The organism is Bermanella marisrubri, from assembly GCF_012295615.1.
Taxonomy (GTDB): Bacteria; Pseudomonadota; Gammaproteobacteria; order Pseudomonadales; family Oceanobacteraceae; genus Bermanella; species Bermanella marisrubri.
Genome location: NZ_CP051183.1, coordinates 3,261,437 through 3,276,122, shown reverse-complemented (window position 1 = coordinate 3,276,122; position 14,686 = coordinate 3,261,437). Strand labels below are relative to the sequence as shown.

The 14,686-nt window shown below is 45.7% G+C and carries 9 protein-coding genes; 7 read left to right on the top strand and 2 right to left on the bottom strand.

What is annotated here, in order from left to right:
- The 7 genes from HF888_RS15270 to radA all read left to right on the top strand — a co-directional run bounded on the left by HF888_RS15270 (window position 1) and on the right by radA (window position 12,483).
- Window positions 1-1,353 carry an SPOR domain-containing protein gene (locus HF888_RS15270; RefSeq protein WP_007018229.1) on the top strand — a complete coding sequence of 451 codons (1,353 nt, stop codon included), beginning with the start codon at window positions 1-3 and terminating at the stop codon, window positions 1,351-1,353.
- A 179-nt stretch (window positions 1,354-1,532) separates the two neighbouring features.
- Window positions 1,533-5,981 carry a glutamate synthase large subunit gene (gene gltB / locus HF888_RS15265; RefSeq protein ID WP_007018228.1) on the top strand — a complete coding sequence of 1,483 codons (4,449 nt, stop codon included), beginning with the start codon at window positions 1,533-1,535 and terminating at the stop codon, window positions 5,979-5,981.
- 47 nt (window positions 5,982-6,028) lie between these two features.
- A complete protein-coding gene (locus HF888_RS15260) occupies window positions 6,029-7,447 on the top strand; it encodes an FAD-dependent oxidoreductase (protein WP_007018227.1) in 1,419 nt (472 codons plus the stop codon).
- Between the two features lie 143 nt (window positions 7,448-7,590).
- Window positions 7,591-8,706, top strand: coding sequence for a hypothetical protein (locus HF888_RS15255; protein ID WP_007018226.1), 1,116 nt, complete (start codon window positions 7,591-7,593; stop codon window positions 8,704-8,706).
- Window positions 8,707-8,727: 21 nt separating this feature from the next.
- Window positions 8,728-9,792, top strand: a complete 1,065-nt coding sequence (hemE, locus tag HF888_RS15250) for a uroporphyrinogen decarboxylase (protein ID WP_007018225.1) — start codon at window positions 8,728-8,730, stop codon at window positions 9,790-9,792.
- A 69-nt stretch (window positions 9,793-9,861) separates the two neighbouring features.
- Window positions 9,862-11,112, top strand: a complete 1,251-nt coding sequence (gene nhaD / locus HF888_RS15245; protein WP_007018224.1) for a sodium:proton antiporter NhaD — start codon at window positions 9,862-9,864, stop codon at window positions 11,110-11,112.
- Between the two features lie 3 nt (window positions 11,113-11,115).
- Window positions 11,116-12,483, top strand: a complete 1,368-nt coding sequence (gene radA / locus HF888_RS15240; protein ID WP_007018223.1) for a DNA repair protein RadA — start codon at window positions 11,116-11,118, stop codon at window positions 12,481-12,483.
- Window positions 12,484-12,505: 22 nt separating this feature from the next.
- Here the strand turns inward: radA and HF888_RS15235 are convergent, their stop codons facing one another.
- The gene (locus HF888_RS15235; protein ID WP_007018222.1) at window positions 12,506-12,859 is read right to left on the bottom strand and encodes a PilZ domain-containing protein; all 354 of its coding nucleotides are present in this window, start codon (window positions 12,857-12,859) and stop codon (window positions 12,506-12,508) included.
- A gap of 106 nt (window positions 12,860-12,965) precedes the next feature.
- Window positions 12,966-14,630: an energy-dependent translational throttle protein EttA gene (ettA, locus tag HF888_RS15230; protein ID WP_007018221.1), complete on the bottom strand. Its 1,665-nt coding sequence runs from the start codon at window positions 14,628-14,630 to the stop codon at window positions 12,966-12,968.
- Between the last annotated feature and the right edge of the window lie 56 nt (window positions 14,631-14,686).

Genomic DNA, 14,686 nt, shown 5'->3' with positions numbered 1-14,686 from the left:
ATGGCACATAGCGCTAATCCATCTCCGCAGTACATTGAAACTGATGAGCGAGCAGCTGTCCTCGAAATGCTCGCGCACGTCCATGAATTCAGCCAATTAGTGGTGGTTCTCACCGGTGAAGTAGGTAGCGGTCGTTCCATGCTCCTGCAGCAAATGAGTGATCAGCTTAGCGTCCATTATCAAACACTTTTATTTTCAGCCAGTGATTATTCTAGTCTCGAAGAGGTTCAATATGTCGTTGCTATGCAATTGGGTTGCGTAGCAGACAGTCAAGAGATCGAACAATCATTGAAGAATATGGCGATCCAATCTGAGCCATTTCATATCTTGGTAGATGATGCTCAATTACTTTCGGATGAAGCTCTGACCTATTTAATTGCGCACTCACAAGGAGAACATCGTTGGCAGTTAATGGTTACTGGGGATCCGGTCTTACATCAAATGTGTGTGGATGTTCAGCATAATTTACAAAGCGAAGAAAAGCTTCATCATGCGCAATTGCAACCATTCTCGGAGGAGGCGACAACGCAGTTTCTGCAAGGGTTTTATCGTCAGTCGGGGATAGATCATTTGCCCTTAAGCGATAAAGCACTGCACCACTACTGGCGCTTGAGTTCTGGCTTACCTGGCAACTTGGTCACTATTGTTGATACCCAATTCCAGACCGCAGATAGCTCGACCAGCAGCACTTCTAACTTGCCATTGGGTCATATTGCCGCTGTCGTTTTGATCGGAAGTGCTTTATTGATATCTTATTTGTACAAATCCCCAAGCGAAGAAAATATCGAGGATGATGCTATCGCTCGACTTATAGCTGGTGAGGCGGTGGTAACTGAGGTGGTCGACGCCGACGCAGATGATGTGACCCCATCGCAACAGGCTGAATCTCCCCAACAGGTTATCGCAGAAAAAAGCGTGCCGCACGCAGTCGATAGTACTAATGACAGTCTTCCTATGAAAACAGAGGAACTCGCTGTCGAGCCTGCACAGGTAGTTCAAGAAAGAGACAATGATCAGCCTGTCTTAGATCGGGCAGAAGAATTTGTACACCCTCTGTTGTCAGCAAAGCCCAGTGACTTTGGTTTACAGTTAGTCGGTGTGCGGAGCAAGAAAAGTGCTCAAGCTGTGATTGACCAGTTTGGCTCGCAGTTGGGTGAGAATAAATTGAGTATTTACACTACTCAATATAAAGGGCAACCTTGGTATGTGGTGGTGTATGCCCCCATTACAGGAAAAGAATCAGCTAACGAAACTGCGAACAAACTATCAACGCTGATGTCCACACAACCTTGGGTCCGACCAATGGAGAAAATCCAGGAAGATATACGTAAAAACGACCAGATCACAGACTAATATTCCGTAAATATGTTTGTGGATTTTATCCACAGAACACCCCCGCATGCCTAATTTATTTGAGTAGGCCCCCTCAGATGTGTAGAATGACCGTCCTTTTGTCTGTTCAAAACTACTGAATTGGCGTCCCGGTGCCATGTAAGGCACTGAATTTTAAAGACTTATTGATGAGAGCGTCTATGAGAACAGGTCTGTACACTCCAGGTGAATTTAAAGACAACTGTGGTTTCGGCTTGATCGCCCATATGGAAGGTCAGGCGAGTCACGACCTTCTGCGTACTGCCATCGAATCTTTGACTTGTATGACCCACCGTGGTGGTATCGCGGCGGATGGAAAAACAGGTGATGGCTGTGGTTTATTGATTCAAAAGCCTGATAGCTTCCTTCGTCAAGTGGCGAAAACCGATATAGAAGTTGAATTACCTGAGCAATATGCGGTGGGTATGGTCTTCTTAGACCTTGATGAAGCGACTGCGCAAAAGCAGCGCGAGACTTTTAACCAAGAAATTGAAAAGCAAGGGCTAAAGGTTCTTGGTTGGCGTCTGGTTCCAACAAACAACGATTGCCTTGGTCCTATGGCCATTGATTGCTTGCCTCGTTTTGAGCAAGTCTTTGTCGCGCCAGATAGCGCGATTGACGAATCCAAGCTTGCAGTCAAGCTTTATTACGCGCGCCGCAAGACCGAACTGGCTTTGCAGGGTAATGAAGATTTCTACATTTGCTCCTTGTCTGAGCAAACTCTGTCCTATAAAGGTCTAATGATGCCTGTGGACTTGCCTAACTTCTATCTAGACCTAGGCGATGAACGCTTGGAAACGGCTATTTGTGTCTTCCACCAGCGTTTCTCTACAAATACTGCACCTCGCTGGCCTTTGGCTCAGCCATTCCGAATGCTAGCTCACAATGGTGAGATCAACACGATTCGTGGTAACCGTAATTGGGCTGCAGCCCGTGGCGCTCAGTTCGAAACACCGCTTCTAAGCGAATTGGAATCAATCCAGCCTGTTGTTAACACAACTGGTTCGGATTCGTCTTCCATGGATAACATGCTTGAATTGTTGCATACCGGTGGCATGGATATGTTCCGTGCGATACGCATGATGATTCCGCCTGCCTGGCAGAACGTGGAAACCATGGATTCAGATTTACGTGCATTCTATGAATATAACAGTATGCATATGGAGCCATGGGACGGCCCAGCTGGTTTAGTTATTACTGATGGTCGTTACGCTGTTTGTGGTCTCGATCGTAATGGTTTGCGTCCATCTCGCTGGGTGAAAACAAAGAATGGCTATATCACTGTTGCCTCAGAAATTGGTACTCACAGCTATAAAGCTGAAGATGTGATTGCAAAAGGCCGCGTTGGACCTGGTGAAATACTAGCGATTGATACGTTAAATGGCGAAGTGCTTGAAGCGAATCAAATTGACACGCGCCTGAAAGATTCTCAGCCTTATCGCAAGTGGTTGAAAGAAAATGCTGTGCGCATTGAGTCTGAGCTTGAGCTTAAGCGTTTGAATGAAGAACCGTTAACCAGTGATCAAGTTAAGGTTCATCAAAAACTTCACCTGATCTCTTTCGAAGAACGTGACCAAGTCTTACGCCCGCTTGCGGAGCAGGGAGTTGAGGGTACTGGTTCTATGGGTGATGACGCGCCTATGGCTGTGTTGTCTAAAAATTCCCGTAATATTGCCGACTATTTCCGTCAGCAATTTGCGCAGGTAACCAACCCGCCAATTGACCCTTTACGTGAAGCAATTGTCATGTCTCTTGAGACATGTATCGGTAAAGAAAAGAATGTTTTTGTTGAGGCGCCTGATCACGCAAGCCGTATTATTTTGACGAGCCCTGTGCTGTCACCGTTGAAGTTCAATGGTCTAAAGAATACAGGCAAAGACGAGTTTAGTTATACTACTTTGCCTCTTGCATTTGATGAGACCTTGGGACTCAAGCAGGCTATTCAAACACTCGTTGAGCAAGCAGAAGCAGCGGCTCGCGAAGGCACCACCATTTTAATTCTCTCTGACAGAGATGTGAAAGAAGGCCAGTTGGTAATTCCTGCAGCTATGGCTACTGGTGCAGTTCACCATGCGTTAATTAAAAACTCGTTGCGTTGTAGTACAAACCTAGTTGTGGAAACAGGTGATGCTCGTGATGCCCATCACTTTGCTGTGCTATTAGGCTTCGGTGCGACAGCCGTTTACCCATGGTTAGTTTACGAAGTATTGGGTGATATGCATCGTAGCGGCGAGCTCATTGGCGATCCATTGAAGTCTAATCAGAACTTCCGTAAAGGCATTCGCAAGGGCTTGATGAAGATCCTATCTAAAATGGGTATCTCCACCATTGCCTCTTATCGTGGTTCGCAATTATTCGAAGGTATTGGCTTAGCAGAAGAAGTGGTTGACCTGTGCTTCTGTGGTTTGACTAGCCGGATTAAAGGTGCCGACTTCTCTGACTTTGAGCAAGACCTGCGCAATAATACCAAGAAAGCTTTCAAAGCACGTAAAACTCTGGATCAAGGTGGACTACTGAAGTACGTGCACGGTGGTGAATATCACGCGTTTAATCCAGACGTTATTTCCACCATTCAGGATGCTGTTCAGACAGGCTCGCAAAGCGCGTATGACCAGTACGCGAAGCTTGTTAATGAGCGTCCAGTGGCAACCATTCGTGATTTGTTCAGCCTTAAAACCGATAACAGCATCAGTATTGACCAAGTCGAACCTGCGGAAAAAATCTTCCCTCGCTTCGACTCTGCTGCGATGTCGTTGGGCGCACTATCACCAGAAGCCCACGAGGCGCTAGCTCAAGCAATGAACGAGTTAGGCGGAAACTCTAACTCGGGCGAAGGTGGTGAAGATCCTAAGCGCTATGGCACGGTTAAAAATTCTAAGATTAAGCAGATTGCTTCTGGTCGTTTCGGTGTAACTCCGCACTATCTTTCTAGTGCCGAAGTTTTACAGATCAAAGTGGCACAAGGTGCGAAGCCAGGTGAAGGTGGTCAGCTACCAGGTGGTAAAGTGAACAGCCTTATTGCGACGCTGCGTTACTCCGTTCCTGGTGTAACCTTGATTTCACCGCCACCACACCACGATATTTATTCGATCGAGGATTTGGCACAGCTGATATACGATCTTAAGCAGGTGAATCCACGTGCTAAGGTTTCGGTAAAGCTTGTGTCTGAACCGGGTGTGGGCACGATCGCAGCGGGTGTTGCTAAGGCCTATGCTGATTTAATTACGATTTCAGGTTACGACGGCGGTACAGCAGCATCGCCGCTTACTTCCATTAAGTATGCAGGTTCACCATTTGAACTTGGCTTGGCAGAAGCGCATCAAGCACTTCGTGCAAATGACTTGCGTGGCAATGTGCGTTTGCAGACAGATGGTGGTTTAAAAACTGGTTTGGATATTGTTAAGGCCGCCATCTTGGGTGCTGAAAGCTTCGGTTTCGGTACCACCCCAATGGTGGCGATGGGTTGTAAATACTTACGTATTTGTCACCTCAATAACTGCGCTACTGGTGTTGCAACTCAGAATGATGAACTGCGTGAAAAACACTTCATCGGCACCGTTGAAATGGTTAAGAACTTCTTCCGCTTTGTTGCTGAAGAAACTCGTCAATGGATGGCTGCCTTGGGTGTTCGCACGCTTGAAGAATTAGTAGGTCGCACTGACTTACTCGAAGTGATTGAAGGTCAAACTGAGAAACAACGTAAGTTGGATCTATCGGATTTGTTGGGCAATGATCAAATTCCAGCAGATAAGCCGCATACGGTTCAAGTAGATCGCAACACACCGTATGACGAAGGTGCGCTGGCTGAGAAAATGGTGGCTGACATACTTCCATCTATCGAAGCCAAAAAAGGCGGCGAGTTCAGTTACAACATTTCAAACTGTGATCGTTCTATCGGTGCACGCTTATCGGGTGAAATTGCATTGCGTCATGGCAATCAAGGCATGGCAAGCAATCCGGTTACGTTGAAGCTTACTGGTACAGCAGGTCAGTCCTTCGGTGTGTGGAATGCTGGTGGCTTAAACATGCATCTTGAAGGTGATGCCAACGACTATGTGGGTAAAGGTATGACGGGCGGCAAGCTTGTGATTTATCCACCAAAAGTATCCTCGTTTGCATCGCAAGACGCATCCATTGTGGGTAATACCTGTTTATATGGTGCTACCGGCGGTACGCTTTATGCGGCAGGTTGTGCGGGTGAACGTTTTGGTGTGCGCAACTCTGGTGCCCACGCTGTTGTTGAGGGCGCAGGTGACCACTGTTGTGAATATATGACTGGCGGTCAAATTACCGTACTGGGCAGTACTGGATACAACTTTGGTGCAGGTATGACCGGTGGTTTTGCTTATGTCTTGGATATGGATAAATCATTTGTGGATAAATATAACCATGAATTAGTCGATATTCATCGCATTAGTAACGAAGAAACCGAAGCACATCGTCATCACTTACGCGGTATCGTGAAGAAGTATGTTGCAGAAACTGGAAGTGAATGGGGTCAAGAAATCCTAGAAAACTTCGAAAAATACATCGGCAAATTCTGGTTGGTGAAGCCAAAAGCGGCCAGCCTAGAACAATTGCTTGAAAACACCCGGACTCGCTCCGAGTAATCGCCACAAGCGAAATAGGTGAGTTCTAGAGTCCAACGAGGTGAAATATGGCAAAACGATTAAACAATGATTTTCAGTTTTTAGATGTGGGTCGTGGAGATCCAGCTAAAAAAGATATTAATACCCGTAAGTCTCAATTTGTTGAGATTTACGAACCATTTGACCAGACGCAAGCGGCGGATCAAAGCCATCGTTGTTTGGCCTGTGGTAACCCTTATTGTGAATGGAAATGCCCTGTGCATAACTTCATCCCAAACTGGCTGAAGCTGGCAAGTGAAGGCAATATCATGGAAGCGGTGGAGTTAAGCCACCAAACCAATACGCTACCTGAAGTGTGTGGACGTGTTTGCCCGCAAGATCGCTTGTGTGAAGGCGCTTGTACATTGAATGACGGTTTTGGTGCAGTGACCATTGGTAATGTTGAGAAATACATTACCGATACGGCATTCGCCATGGGCTGGCGCCCTGATATGTCTAAAGTCACCATGACCGACAAAAAAGTGGCCATCATTGGTGCTGGTCCTGCTGGTCTTGGCGCTGCCGACGTACTTGTGCGTAATGGCGTTAAGCCAGTGGTATTTGATAAATATCCAGAAATTGGTGGCTTGCTAACTTTTGGTATTCCAGAGTTTAAACTGGAAAAAAGCGTTATGGCCCGCCGTCGTGAAGTATTCGAAGGCATGGGTGTCGAGTTCCGCTTAAATACTGAGGTAGGTAAAGATGTAGAATTTGCCGATATCGAAAAAGAATACGATGCCGTGTTCTTAGGTATGGGTACTTATAACTACATGAAAGGCGGTTTCCCTGGTGAAGACTTGCCGGGTGTATATGACGCTTTAGATTTCTTAATCGCAAACGTTAATCACAACCAAGGTTGGGAAAAGAATACGGAAGACTTCATCGATATGAAGGGCAAGCGTGTGGTTGTTCTTGGTGGTGGTGATACGGCTATGGACTGTAACCGTTCGTCTATCCGTCAAGGTGCCACGTCAGTGACTTGTGCTTACCGTCGTGATGAAGAGAACATGCCAGGCTCCAAACGCGAAGTGGTAAACGCTCGTGAAGAAGGCGTTAACTTCCTATTTAACCGTCAACCAGTCGCCATTGTAGGTGATGGAAAGGTTGAAGGAGTCAAGGTTATTACGACCCAGCTCGGTGAGCCGGATGAAAATGGTCGTCGTCGTCCTGAGCCCATTGAAGGTTCCGAGGAGGTTCTTCCAGCCGACGCGGTTTTGGTGGCCTTTGGCTTCCGCCCAAGCCCTGCTCCATGGTTCGAGAAGTTTGGCATTGAATTGAATAGCTGGGATGGTGTAGTTGCGCCAGAAGAGCAGGAGTTTAAGTTCCAAACGGCGAACGAGAAAATCTTTGCTGGTGGCGACATGGTGCGTGGTTCCGACCTAGTGGTAACCGCTATTTGGGAAGGACGTCAGGCAGCAGAAGGTATTCTGGACTTCCTAGACGTTTAATATATACCCCTTACTTATATCTAGAAGCACGATGGGTGAGAACCCATCGTGCTTTTTTGTTGAATAGGTATATTTATTGATTTGGCTGATGGAATCCATAGGGAATCTGGTTACAATAACGCCAATTGCAGGAGAGGAATGCTATGACTATTAGAAAAATCGTACTGTTATTCGGAATGGCTTGGATGCTTTCCGCATGTGGTGGTGAAAGCGCTGCGCAAAAGGATACTGATGATAGTGCTTCTGGAGACGAGACACAGGGAGAAACACAAGACGAGACGCAGGAGGAAACGGCTAGCGAAGTGGTGAAAACACTGGCAGACGTGAACGGTTTCAATATCACTACAGAAACGTTCAATCCCCGAGGTTACGATTTTTATGGCACAGAAGTAAAAATATCGGCCTATGTTAAAGACCATTCTAACAACCCTGTAGCCGATGGCACGGTCGTGACTTTTGTTGCAGACGATAATGGGCTAATAGAAGAACAGTGCGCAACTGAGGGAGGGACTTGTAGCGTAACCTGGACGAGTGCTCGTGACCGCAACCAACCGGTCGATCCGGATGCTGGTGGAGATAATGGTTATACAGGGGATCATCTAATAACAATAATGGCTCGTACAATAGGCGAAGATTCTTTCATCGACAAAAACTCAAACAAACAGTTTGACGATGAAGAAATCTTTTTTACTCAGTCAGAAGCATTTTTAGATGCGGATGATAATGGTGTCTATGATGCGGCTGATACTGCATTTGACGAGTACTCAGATTTTAATAGTAACGGTCAGTTTGATGACAATCCTTCAGACGGCATGTTTCGGGGTAAATCATGTAGCGAAGGGGCAGTTGCCTTAGGACATTGTGCAGAACAGCTAGAAGTTTGGGATACCGTACGTATGATTAATAGTTCTGGTGGCAAGGTGACCATCCAATTATATGACTGCAGTAATAATCCAATAAGTGAAAATAGTATTATTGATTTAAGTGTTAATAATTGCTTCATAGTGGAAGTGGCAGATCCCAATAACAATATTCCCCCTGTAGGTACTAAGATCAGTGTGGATGCTCAAGTAGGTGAAGTAGTTACAGTGCCATTGGACGTACCGGATAAGTTCTTGGCTCCGGGCCAGCCATATGTACAAAAGTTAGAGATAGAGGGCAAGGGAAGCGGGCAGACTAAAAAGCTTATCATCAAAACAGAGTCTGTCGATGAAAACCCTATTTTAAATGACACTAAATATAGCCTAAAAGACACCTAATTTAGATCTTAGAAGTAATTTATGACCGAACTAAAAAACGATCGCTTTTTGCGAGCGCTATTGCGCCAGCCTGTAGATAGAACCCCTATTTGGATGATGCGTCAGGCTGGACGCTACCTTCCTGAATATCGTGCGAGCCGAGCAGATGCGGGCTCTTTTTTGGATCTATGTAAAAACGCAGATCTGGCGTGCGAAGTCACGTTACAACCGCTTGAGCGTTATCCATTGGATGCCGCGATCTTGTTCAGCGATATTTTGACGATTCCAGACGCCATGAACCTAGGTTTGTATTTTGAAACCGGAGAAGGCCCTAAATTTAAAAAAGTAGTGCGCACTGAACAGGATGTTGCGGAGTTACCGATTGTTGATACTGCAAGCGACCTAAGTTATGTAACTAATGCGGTTAGCACTATTCGTCGTGAACTAAATGGTCGCGTGCCGTTGATTGGATTTTCTGGTTCACCTTGGACGTTAGCCACCTATATGGTTGAAGGGGGAAGCAGTAAAGATTTCCGCCATGTTAAAGCCATGATGTATAACCAGCCAGAAACCATGCATGAGATGCTTAATAAGCTGGCTTTATCGGTTACAGACTATTTGAACGCGCAAATTAAAGCCGGTGCACAAGCGGTTCAGATTTTTGATACTTGGGGGGGTGTGTTAAGTCACAATGCTTATCAAGAATTCTCATTGCGTTATATGAAGCAGATTGTAGAAGGATTAATGCGTGAGCATGAAGGTCGCAAGGTACCTGTTATTCTCTTCACCAAAGGCGCAGGCCAATGGTTGGAGTTAATGGCAGATACGGGTTGCGATGCCCTTGGTCTTGATTGGACAACGGATATTGGCAACGCCCGTCGTCGCGTGGGGGATATGGTGTCTCTCCAGGGGAATATGGACCCGTCGGTTTTATATGCGAAACCTGAGCGAATTCGTGAGGAAGTTAAAACGATCCTAGATAGTTATGGTTCTGGCACGGGTCATGTTTTCAATTTAGGACATGGCATACATCAATTTGTGGACCCCGATCATGCCAAAGCCTTTATTGAGGCTGTCGTTGAGCTGAGTCCGGCATACCATAAATAGTTTGAATAAACCTCTTCTGGCGCCAGCTTTTATACTGGCGCTATCTTTTCCTTTTTGTTGGGCATACTCATGGCCGATTACGTTTCTATTTTTATAATTGCGCTTTCATTACTGGGCTTGTTGGCTGTTGTTTTTGAAGAGGTTATTCACGTAAACAAAGCACAAGTAGTTTTGTTCTTGGGTACATTGGCATGGTTAATATTGTTCATGTTCAGTGGCTCAGATATTCACCATCAAGAAATAATCACTGGTCTTTCAGAAAACATAGAAGAAATTGCAGGGCTTTGGTTGTTTTTATTAGCGGCAATGACGTTTGTGGTTTACCTTAATAAAAAAGGTCTTATAGAAAGTATTATTTATCGTTTTTTACCTGAGCAAATTAGTGAACGAAAGTTATTATTTTTAATCGCCATATTTGCTTATGTGTTTTCATCTCTCGCAGACAATATCACGGCAACTCTAATCTCTATCGCTCTTATTTTGTCTTTGCAATTACCCGCCAAAAAAGTTTTACGCTTCGCGACTGTCACTGTTTTTGCAGTTAACTCTGGTGGTGTCGCAATGATCACAGGTGATGTTACAACGTTAATGATATTTTTGGCGGGCAAAGCCAGTATCGTTAACCTTCTTTTATTATCGCTCCCTGCGTTTTTAGCTGTACTTGTATTGACCACATTACTGAGTTTTCCTATGAAGGATCAAATTATTATTCGTAAAAAACGCGAGCAGCATGAACAGGTTGATGTTGCTATTGCGATTGTTTTTTTGACGACTATATTGACGACAATAGGATTTAACGTATTTTTTGATATTCCCCCTGTCCTGACCTTCCTATTTGGTTTGTCTGTGATGTTTTTATTAGCGCGTATTTATGGTGAAGATACACATAATCATCCAATTTTTAATTATATTCGTCAGATCGAGTTTGATACGCTTCTGTTCTTCTTGGGCATTCTATTATTGGTAGGGGCATTAAAAGAGGTTGAGGCACTTGTTGCATTTGTTGGTATCTATGATGTTATGCCAACTTGGCTGGCCAACTATACGATGGGTATTCTTTCTTCACTTATTGATAACGTCCCACTTACAGCGGCTCTGCTTAAGTCCGATGTGACCATGAATCCAGAGCAATGGTTGGCGTTAACCTACGCGGTGGGTGTCGGCGGTTCTTTATTAATTATCGGATCGGCAGCTGGCATTGTTGCCATGAGTAAGATCCAAAATTTAACCTTCCTAAGTTATCTTAGATATTTCGTCTTATTGCTTTTGGCATACAGCATTGGTTACTCTGCTAGCTTGCTAATGGGGATTTGGATTTAATTTATGGCAAAAAAGAAAGTTGCCTTTGTTTGTAGTGAGTGCGGTGCTGATTTCTCCAAATGGCAAGGACAATGCGGTGCCTGTGGTGAATGGAATACATTACAAGAATTTACGGTATCGAATTCTAAGTCCGCCGCTGTGCGAGAAGGCTACGCGGGTAGCGCAAAACCGGGTCAAAATAAGGTAACAACACTGGATCAAGTATCACTAGAAGCGTTACCACGATTTTCCTCTGGGGCCTCAGAGTTTGATCGTGTTCTCGGTGGCGGTTTAGTGCCTGGCTCAGTAAACCTCATGGGAGGACACCCCGGGGCGGGTAAGTCCACATTGCTTTTGCAAACTATGTGTTATTTAGCTGAGCATATGCCTGTACTTTACATCACAGGTGAAGAATCCCTACAACAAGTTGGTCTGAGAGCTCAGCGTTTGAATTTACCCACTAATAAAATTCAAATGCTAGCGGAAACGGATGTTGAACAAATCATTTCGATTGCCAAACATCATGAACCCAAAGTGATGGTAATCGACTCCATTCAGGTTATGCATACTCCAGGTATTGAGTCAGCGCCGGGTAGTGTATCTCAAGTGAGAGAAAGTGCTGCGTATCTCACTCGTTATGCCAAGCAAAGTGGAACGGTTTTGTTCTTGGTCGGCCATGTCACCAAAGATGGCTCTCTTGCAGGGCCAAAGGTATTAGAGCACATGATTGATTGCTCTATCATGCTTGAAGGGGACAGTGATAACCGTTTTCGAACTTTACGCGGTATTAAGAATCGCTTTGGTGCAGTAAACGAATTGGGTGTATTTGCCATGCTAGAACATGGCTTGAAAGAAGTTAAAAACCCTAGTTCTATTTTTTTAACGCGCAGTGAGCAAGCAGTAAGCGGTTCTATTGTAATGGTTGTGTGGGAAGGCACGCGTCCCATTCTTGTCGAGATTCAAGCCTTGGTGGATGACAGCCACTTTGGTCACCCCAAACGCGTTGCTGTTGGGCTCGACCAAAATCGGCTATCTATGTTGTTGGCTGTGATGCATCGTCATGGTGGCATTCATACTGGAGATCAAGATGTCTATATTAATGTGGTGGGTGGCGTACGTGTAGCGGAAACATCTGCAGACTTGGCTTTGTTAATGTCGGTGTTATCGAGTTTTCGGGATCGGCCTCTACCTCAAGACTTAGTCGTATTTGGTGAAGTGGGATTGAGCGGAGAGATTCGACCCGTGCCAAGTGGCCAAGAGCGTTTAAAGGAGGCGGCTAAACACGGTTTTACTCGAGCCATTGCCCCCAAAGCCAATGTGCCTAAGGGAGGCATAGAAGGAATGCAAGTGACGGCGGTCGAACACATCTCTCAGGCCCTAGAAATAATCTAGGATTTTGGTCGTTTGCATTAGGCTATTGAATCAAGGCGCTCAGTTCACGCTCTAGCATTTCTTCGCTGCCAACATTCAGTTCGACCAGTCGTTTAAGCAAAGTGATGCTGTCAAGGTCGATATGCTTGCACTGACACCCGACTTCTTCTTCTGTGGTATGCACGAGCTGACACTCCATCTTTATGATGTTCTGATCACTCAAATGTATGTTTACGAAAAGTGCTTTGCCTGGGTTTATCAACCAATTTTCAGGTTGCTTGAAGAGTACGCCGTTTAGGCTAATGTCGATTAATTCAACAGACCAAACATCCTCTCCTTGGCTAATTCTGGTATCAGCGTCGAATTCAATTCGCGTGAAATGGCGATGCTCGCTCATAGCCTCTCCTTTAAAGTTTGAATCTTATTAGGAGTTTAGCTGATATTGGCAGGGAGTCAGCCTCTATTCATACGATAATTATGAACAAAGGCTGTCTCTTTGAAGGTTAGCCTAGGGCTTTGTATTTGATTCGCTTGGGTTGGTCTGCCTCGGCACCAAAGCGACGTTTGCGATCTTCCATATAGTCTTGGTAATTACCTTCCATGAAATACAATTGACTGTCACCCTCATAAGCCAAAATATGGGTGGCAATACGGTCCAAGAACCAACGGTCATGGGAGATAACGACAGCACAACCAGGGAAGCTTAAAAGCGCTTCCTCAAGCGCCCGAAGGGTTTCCACATCGAGATCGTTGGATGGCTCATCGAGTAATAGCATGTTCGCCCCTTGCTTGAGCATGCAAGCTAATTGCAGGCGGCCGCGCTCGCCTCCCGATAACTCTCCAACGCGTTTTTGCTGATCATTACCTTTGAAGTTAAAGCGACCACAGTATGCTCGAGAGCCAATTTCAAAGTTGCCAATTTGTAATTGATCGTGGCCATCACTTACTGCTTCCCATACGGTTTTATTGTCATCTAGCTCGTCACGAAGCTGCTCAACAAAACAAGGTTTTACCGAGTCGCCGATGCGAATCGTCCCACTATCAGGTTGTTCTGTGCCAGCAATCATGCGAAATAGCGTAGATTTACCAGCGCCATTCGCACCTATGACACCAACAATTGCTCCAGGCGGTATCTTCGCTGAAAAGTCGTCAATTAATAACTGATCACCAAAACCTTTGCTAACGTTTTCAAATTCCACCACTAAATCACCTAAGCGAGGACCCGGTGGAATAAAGATTTCATTGGTCTCATTGCGTTTCTGGAATTCTTGGCTATTCAGCTCATCAAAACGCGCAAGGCGTGCTTTGCTTTTGGCTTGGCGTGCTTTCGGGTTTGATCGCACCCACTCAAGTTCGTGCTTGATAGTGCGCTCTAGTGCGGCCTGTTTCTTCTCCTCTTGCTCTAGTCGAGCCTCTTTTTGCTCAAGCCAGCTGGTATAGTTTCCTTCGAACGGAATACCATGGCCACGGTCCAGTTCCAAGATCCACTCGGCGCAGTTGTCTAAGAAGTAACGATCGTGGGTAATCGCTACCACGGTACCAGGATAGTTCTCAAGGAACCGCTCTAGCCATGCTACGGATTCGGCATCCAGGTGGTTGGTTGGTTCATCGAGTAACAACATGTCGGGTTTACTTAGTAACAGACGGCATAACGCAACACGACGACGCTCTCCACCCGATAGTTTGGTAACGTCGGCATCCCAGGGTGGCAGGCGTAAGGCATCGGCAGCGCGTTCCATGGTGTTGTTAAGGTTGTGGCCGTCGTTCGCTTCGATGACGGCTTCTAGCTGGCCTTGCCGCTTTGCCAGCTTGTCAAAATCAGCATCGGGCTCGGCGTAAGCCGCGTAAACTTGATCGAGCTCTTCCATGGCATCTAGGATATGGCGCAAACCATCCTCTACATTACCGCGGACGTCTTTGTTAGGATCCAACTCAGGCTCTTGCGAAAGGTATCCAATCTGAATATCCGCTTGCGGACGGGCTTCACCGTTAAATTCGGTATCGACGCCAGCCATAATGCGTAATAAAGTGGACTTACCTGCGCCGTTTAAGCCTAAAACACCAATTTTGGCGCCAGGGAAGAAGGATAGGGAGATGTCTTTTAGAATTTCGCGTTTTGGCGGGACCACTTTGCCAACGCGGTTCATGGTATAAACGTATTGAGCCATGGGCTTAGATACACCTTTATAAATGAAAACAATTATTAGCCGCAACCTAATCCATT

Bases quoted from the DNA above. Each gene is read 5' to 3' on its own strand.
- HF888_RS15270 (WP_007018229.1), top strand. From the start codon at position 1: ATGGCACATAGCGCTAATCCATCTCCGCAGTACATTGAAACTGATGAG.
- gltB (WP_007018228.1), top strand. From the start codon at position 1,533: ATGAGAACAGGTCTGTACACTCCAGGTGAATTTAAAGACAACTGTGGT.
- HF888_RS15260 (WP_007018227.1), top strand. From the start codon at position 6,029: ATGGCAAAACGATTAAACAATGATTTTCAGTTTTTAGATGTGGGTCGT.
- HF888_RS15255 (WP_007018226.1), top strand. From the start codon at position 7,591: ATGACTATTAGAAAAATCGTACTGTTATTCGGAATGGCTTGGATGCTT.
- hemE (WP_007018225.1), top strand. From the start codon at position 8,728: ATGACCGAACTAAAAAACGATCGCTTTTTGCGAGCGCTATTGCGCCAG.
- nhaD (WP_007018224.1), top strand. From the start codon at position 9,862: ATGGCCGATTACGTTTCTATTTTTATAATTGCGCTTTCATTACTGGGC.
- radA (WP_007018223.1), top strand. From the start codon at position 11,116: ATGGCAAAAAAGAAAGTTGCCTTTGTTTGTAGTGAGTGCGGTGCTGAT.
- HF888_RS15235 (WP_007018222.1), bottom strand. From the start codon at position 12,859: ATGAGCGAGCATCGCCATTTCACGCGAATTGAATTCGACGCTGATACC.
- ettA (WP_007018221.1), bottom strand. From the start codon at position 14,630: ATGGCTCAATACGTTTATACCATGAACCGCGTTGGCAAAGTGGTCCCG.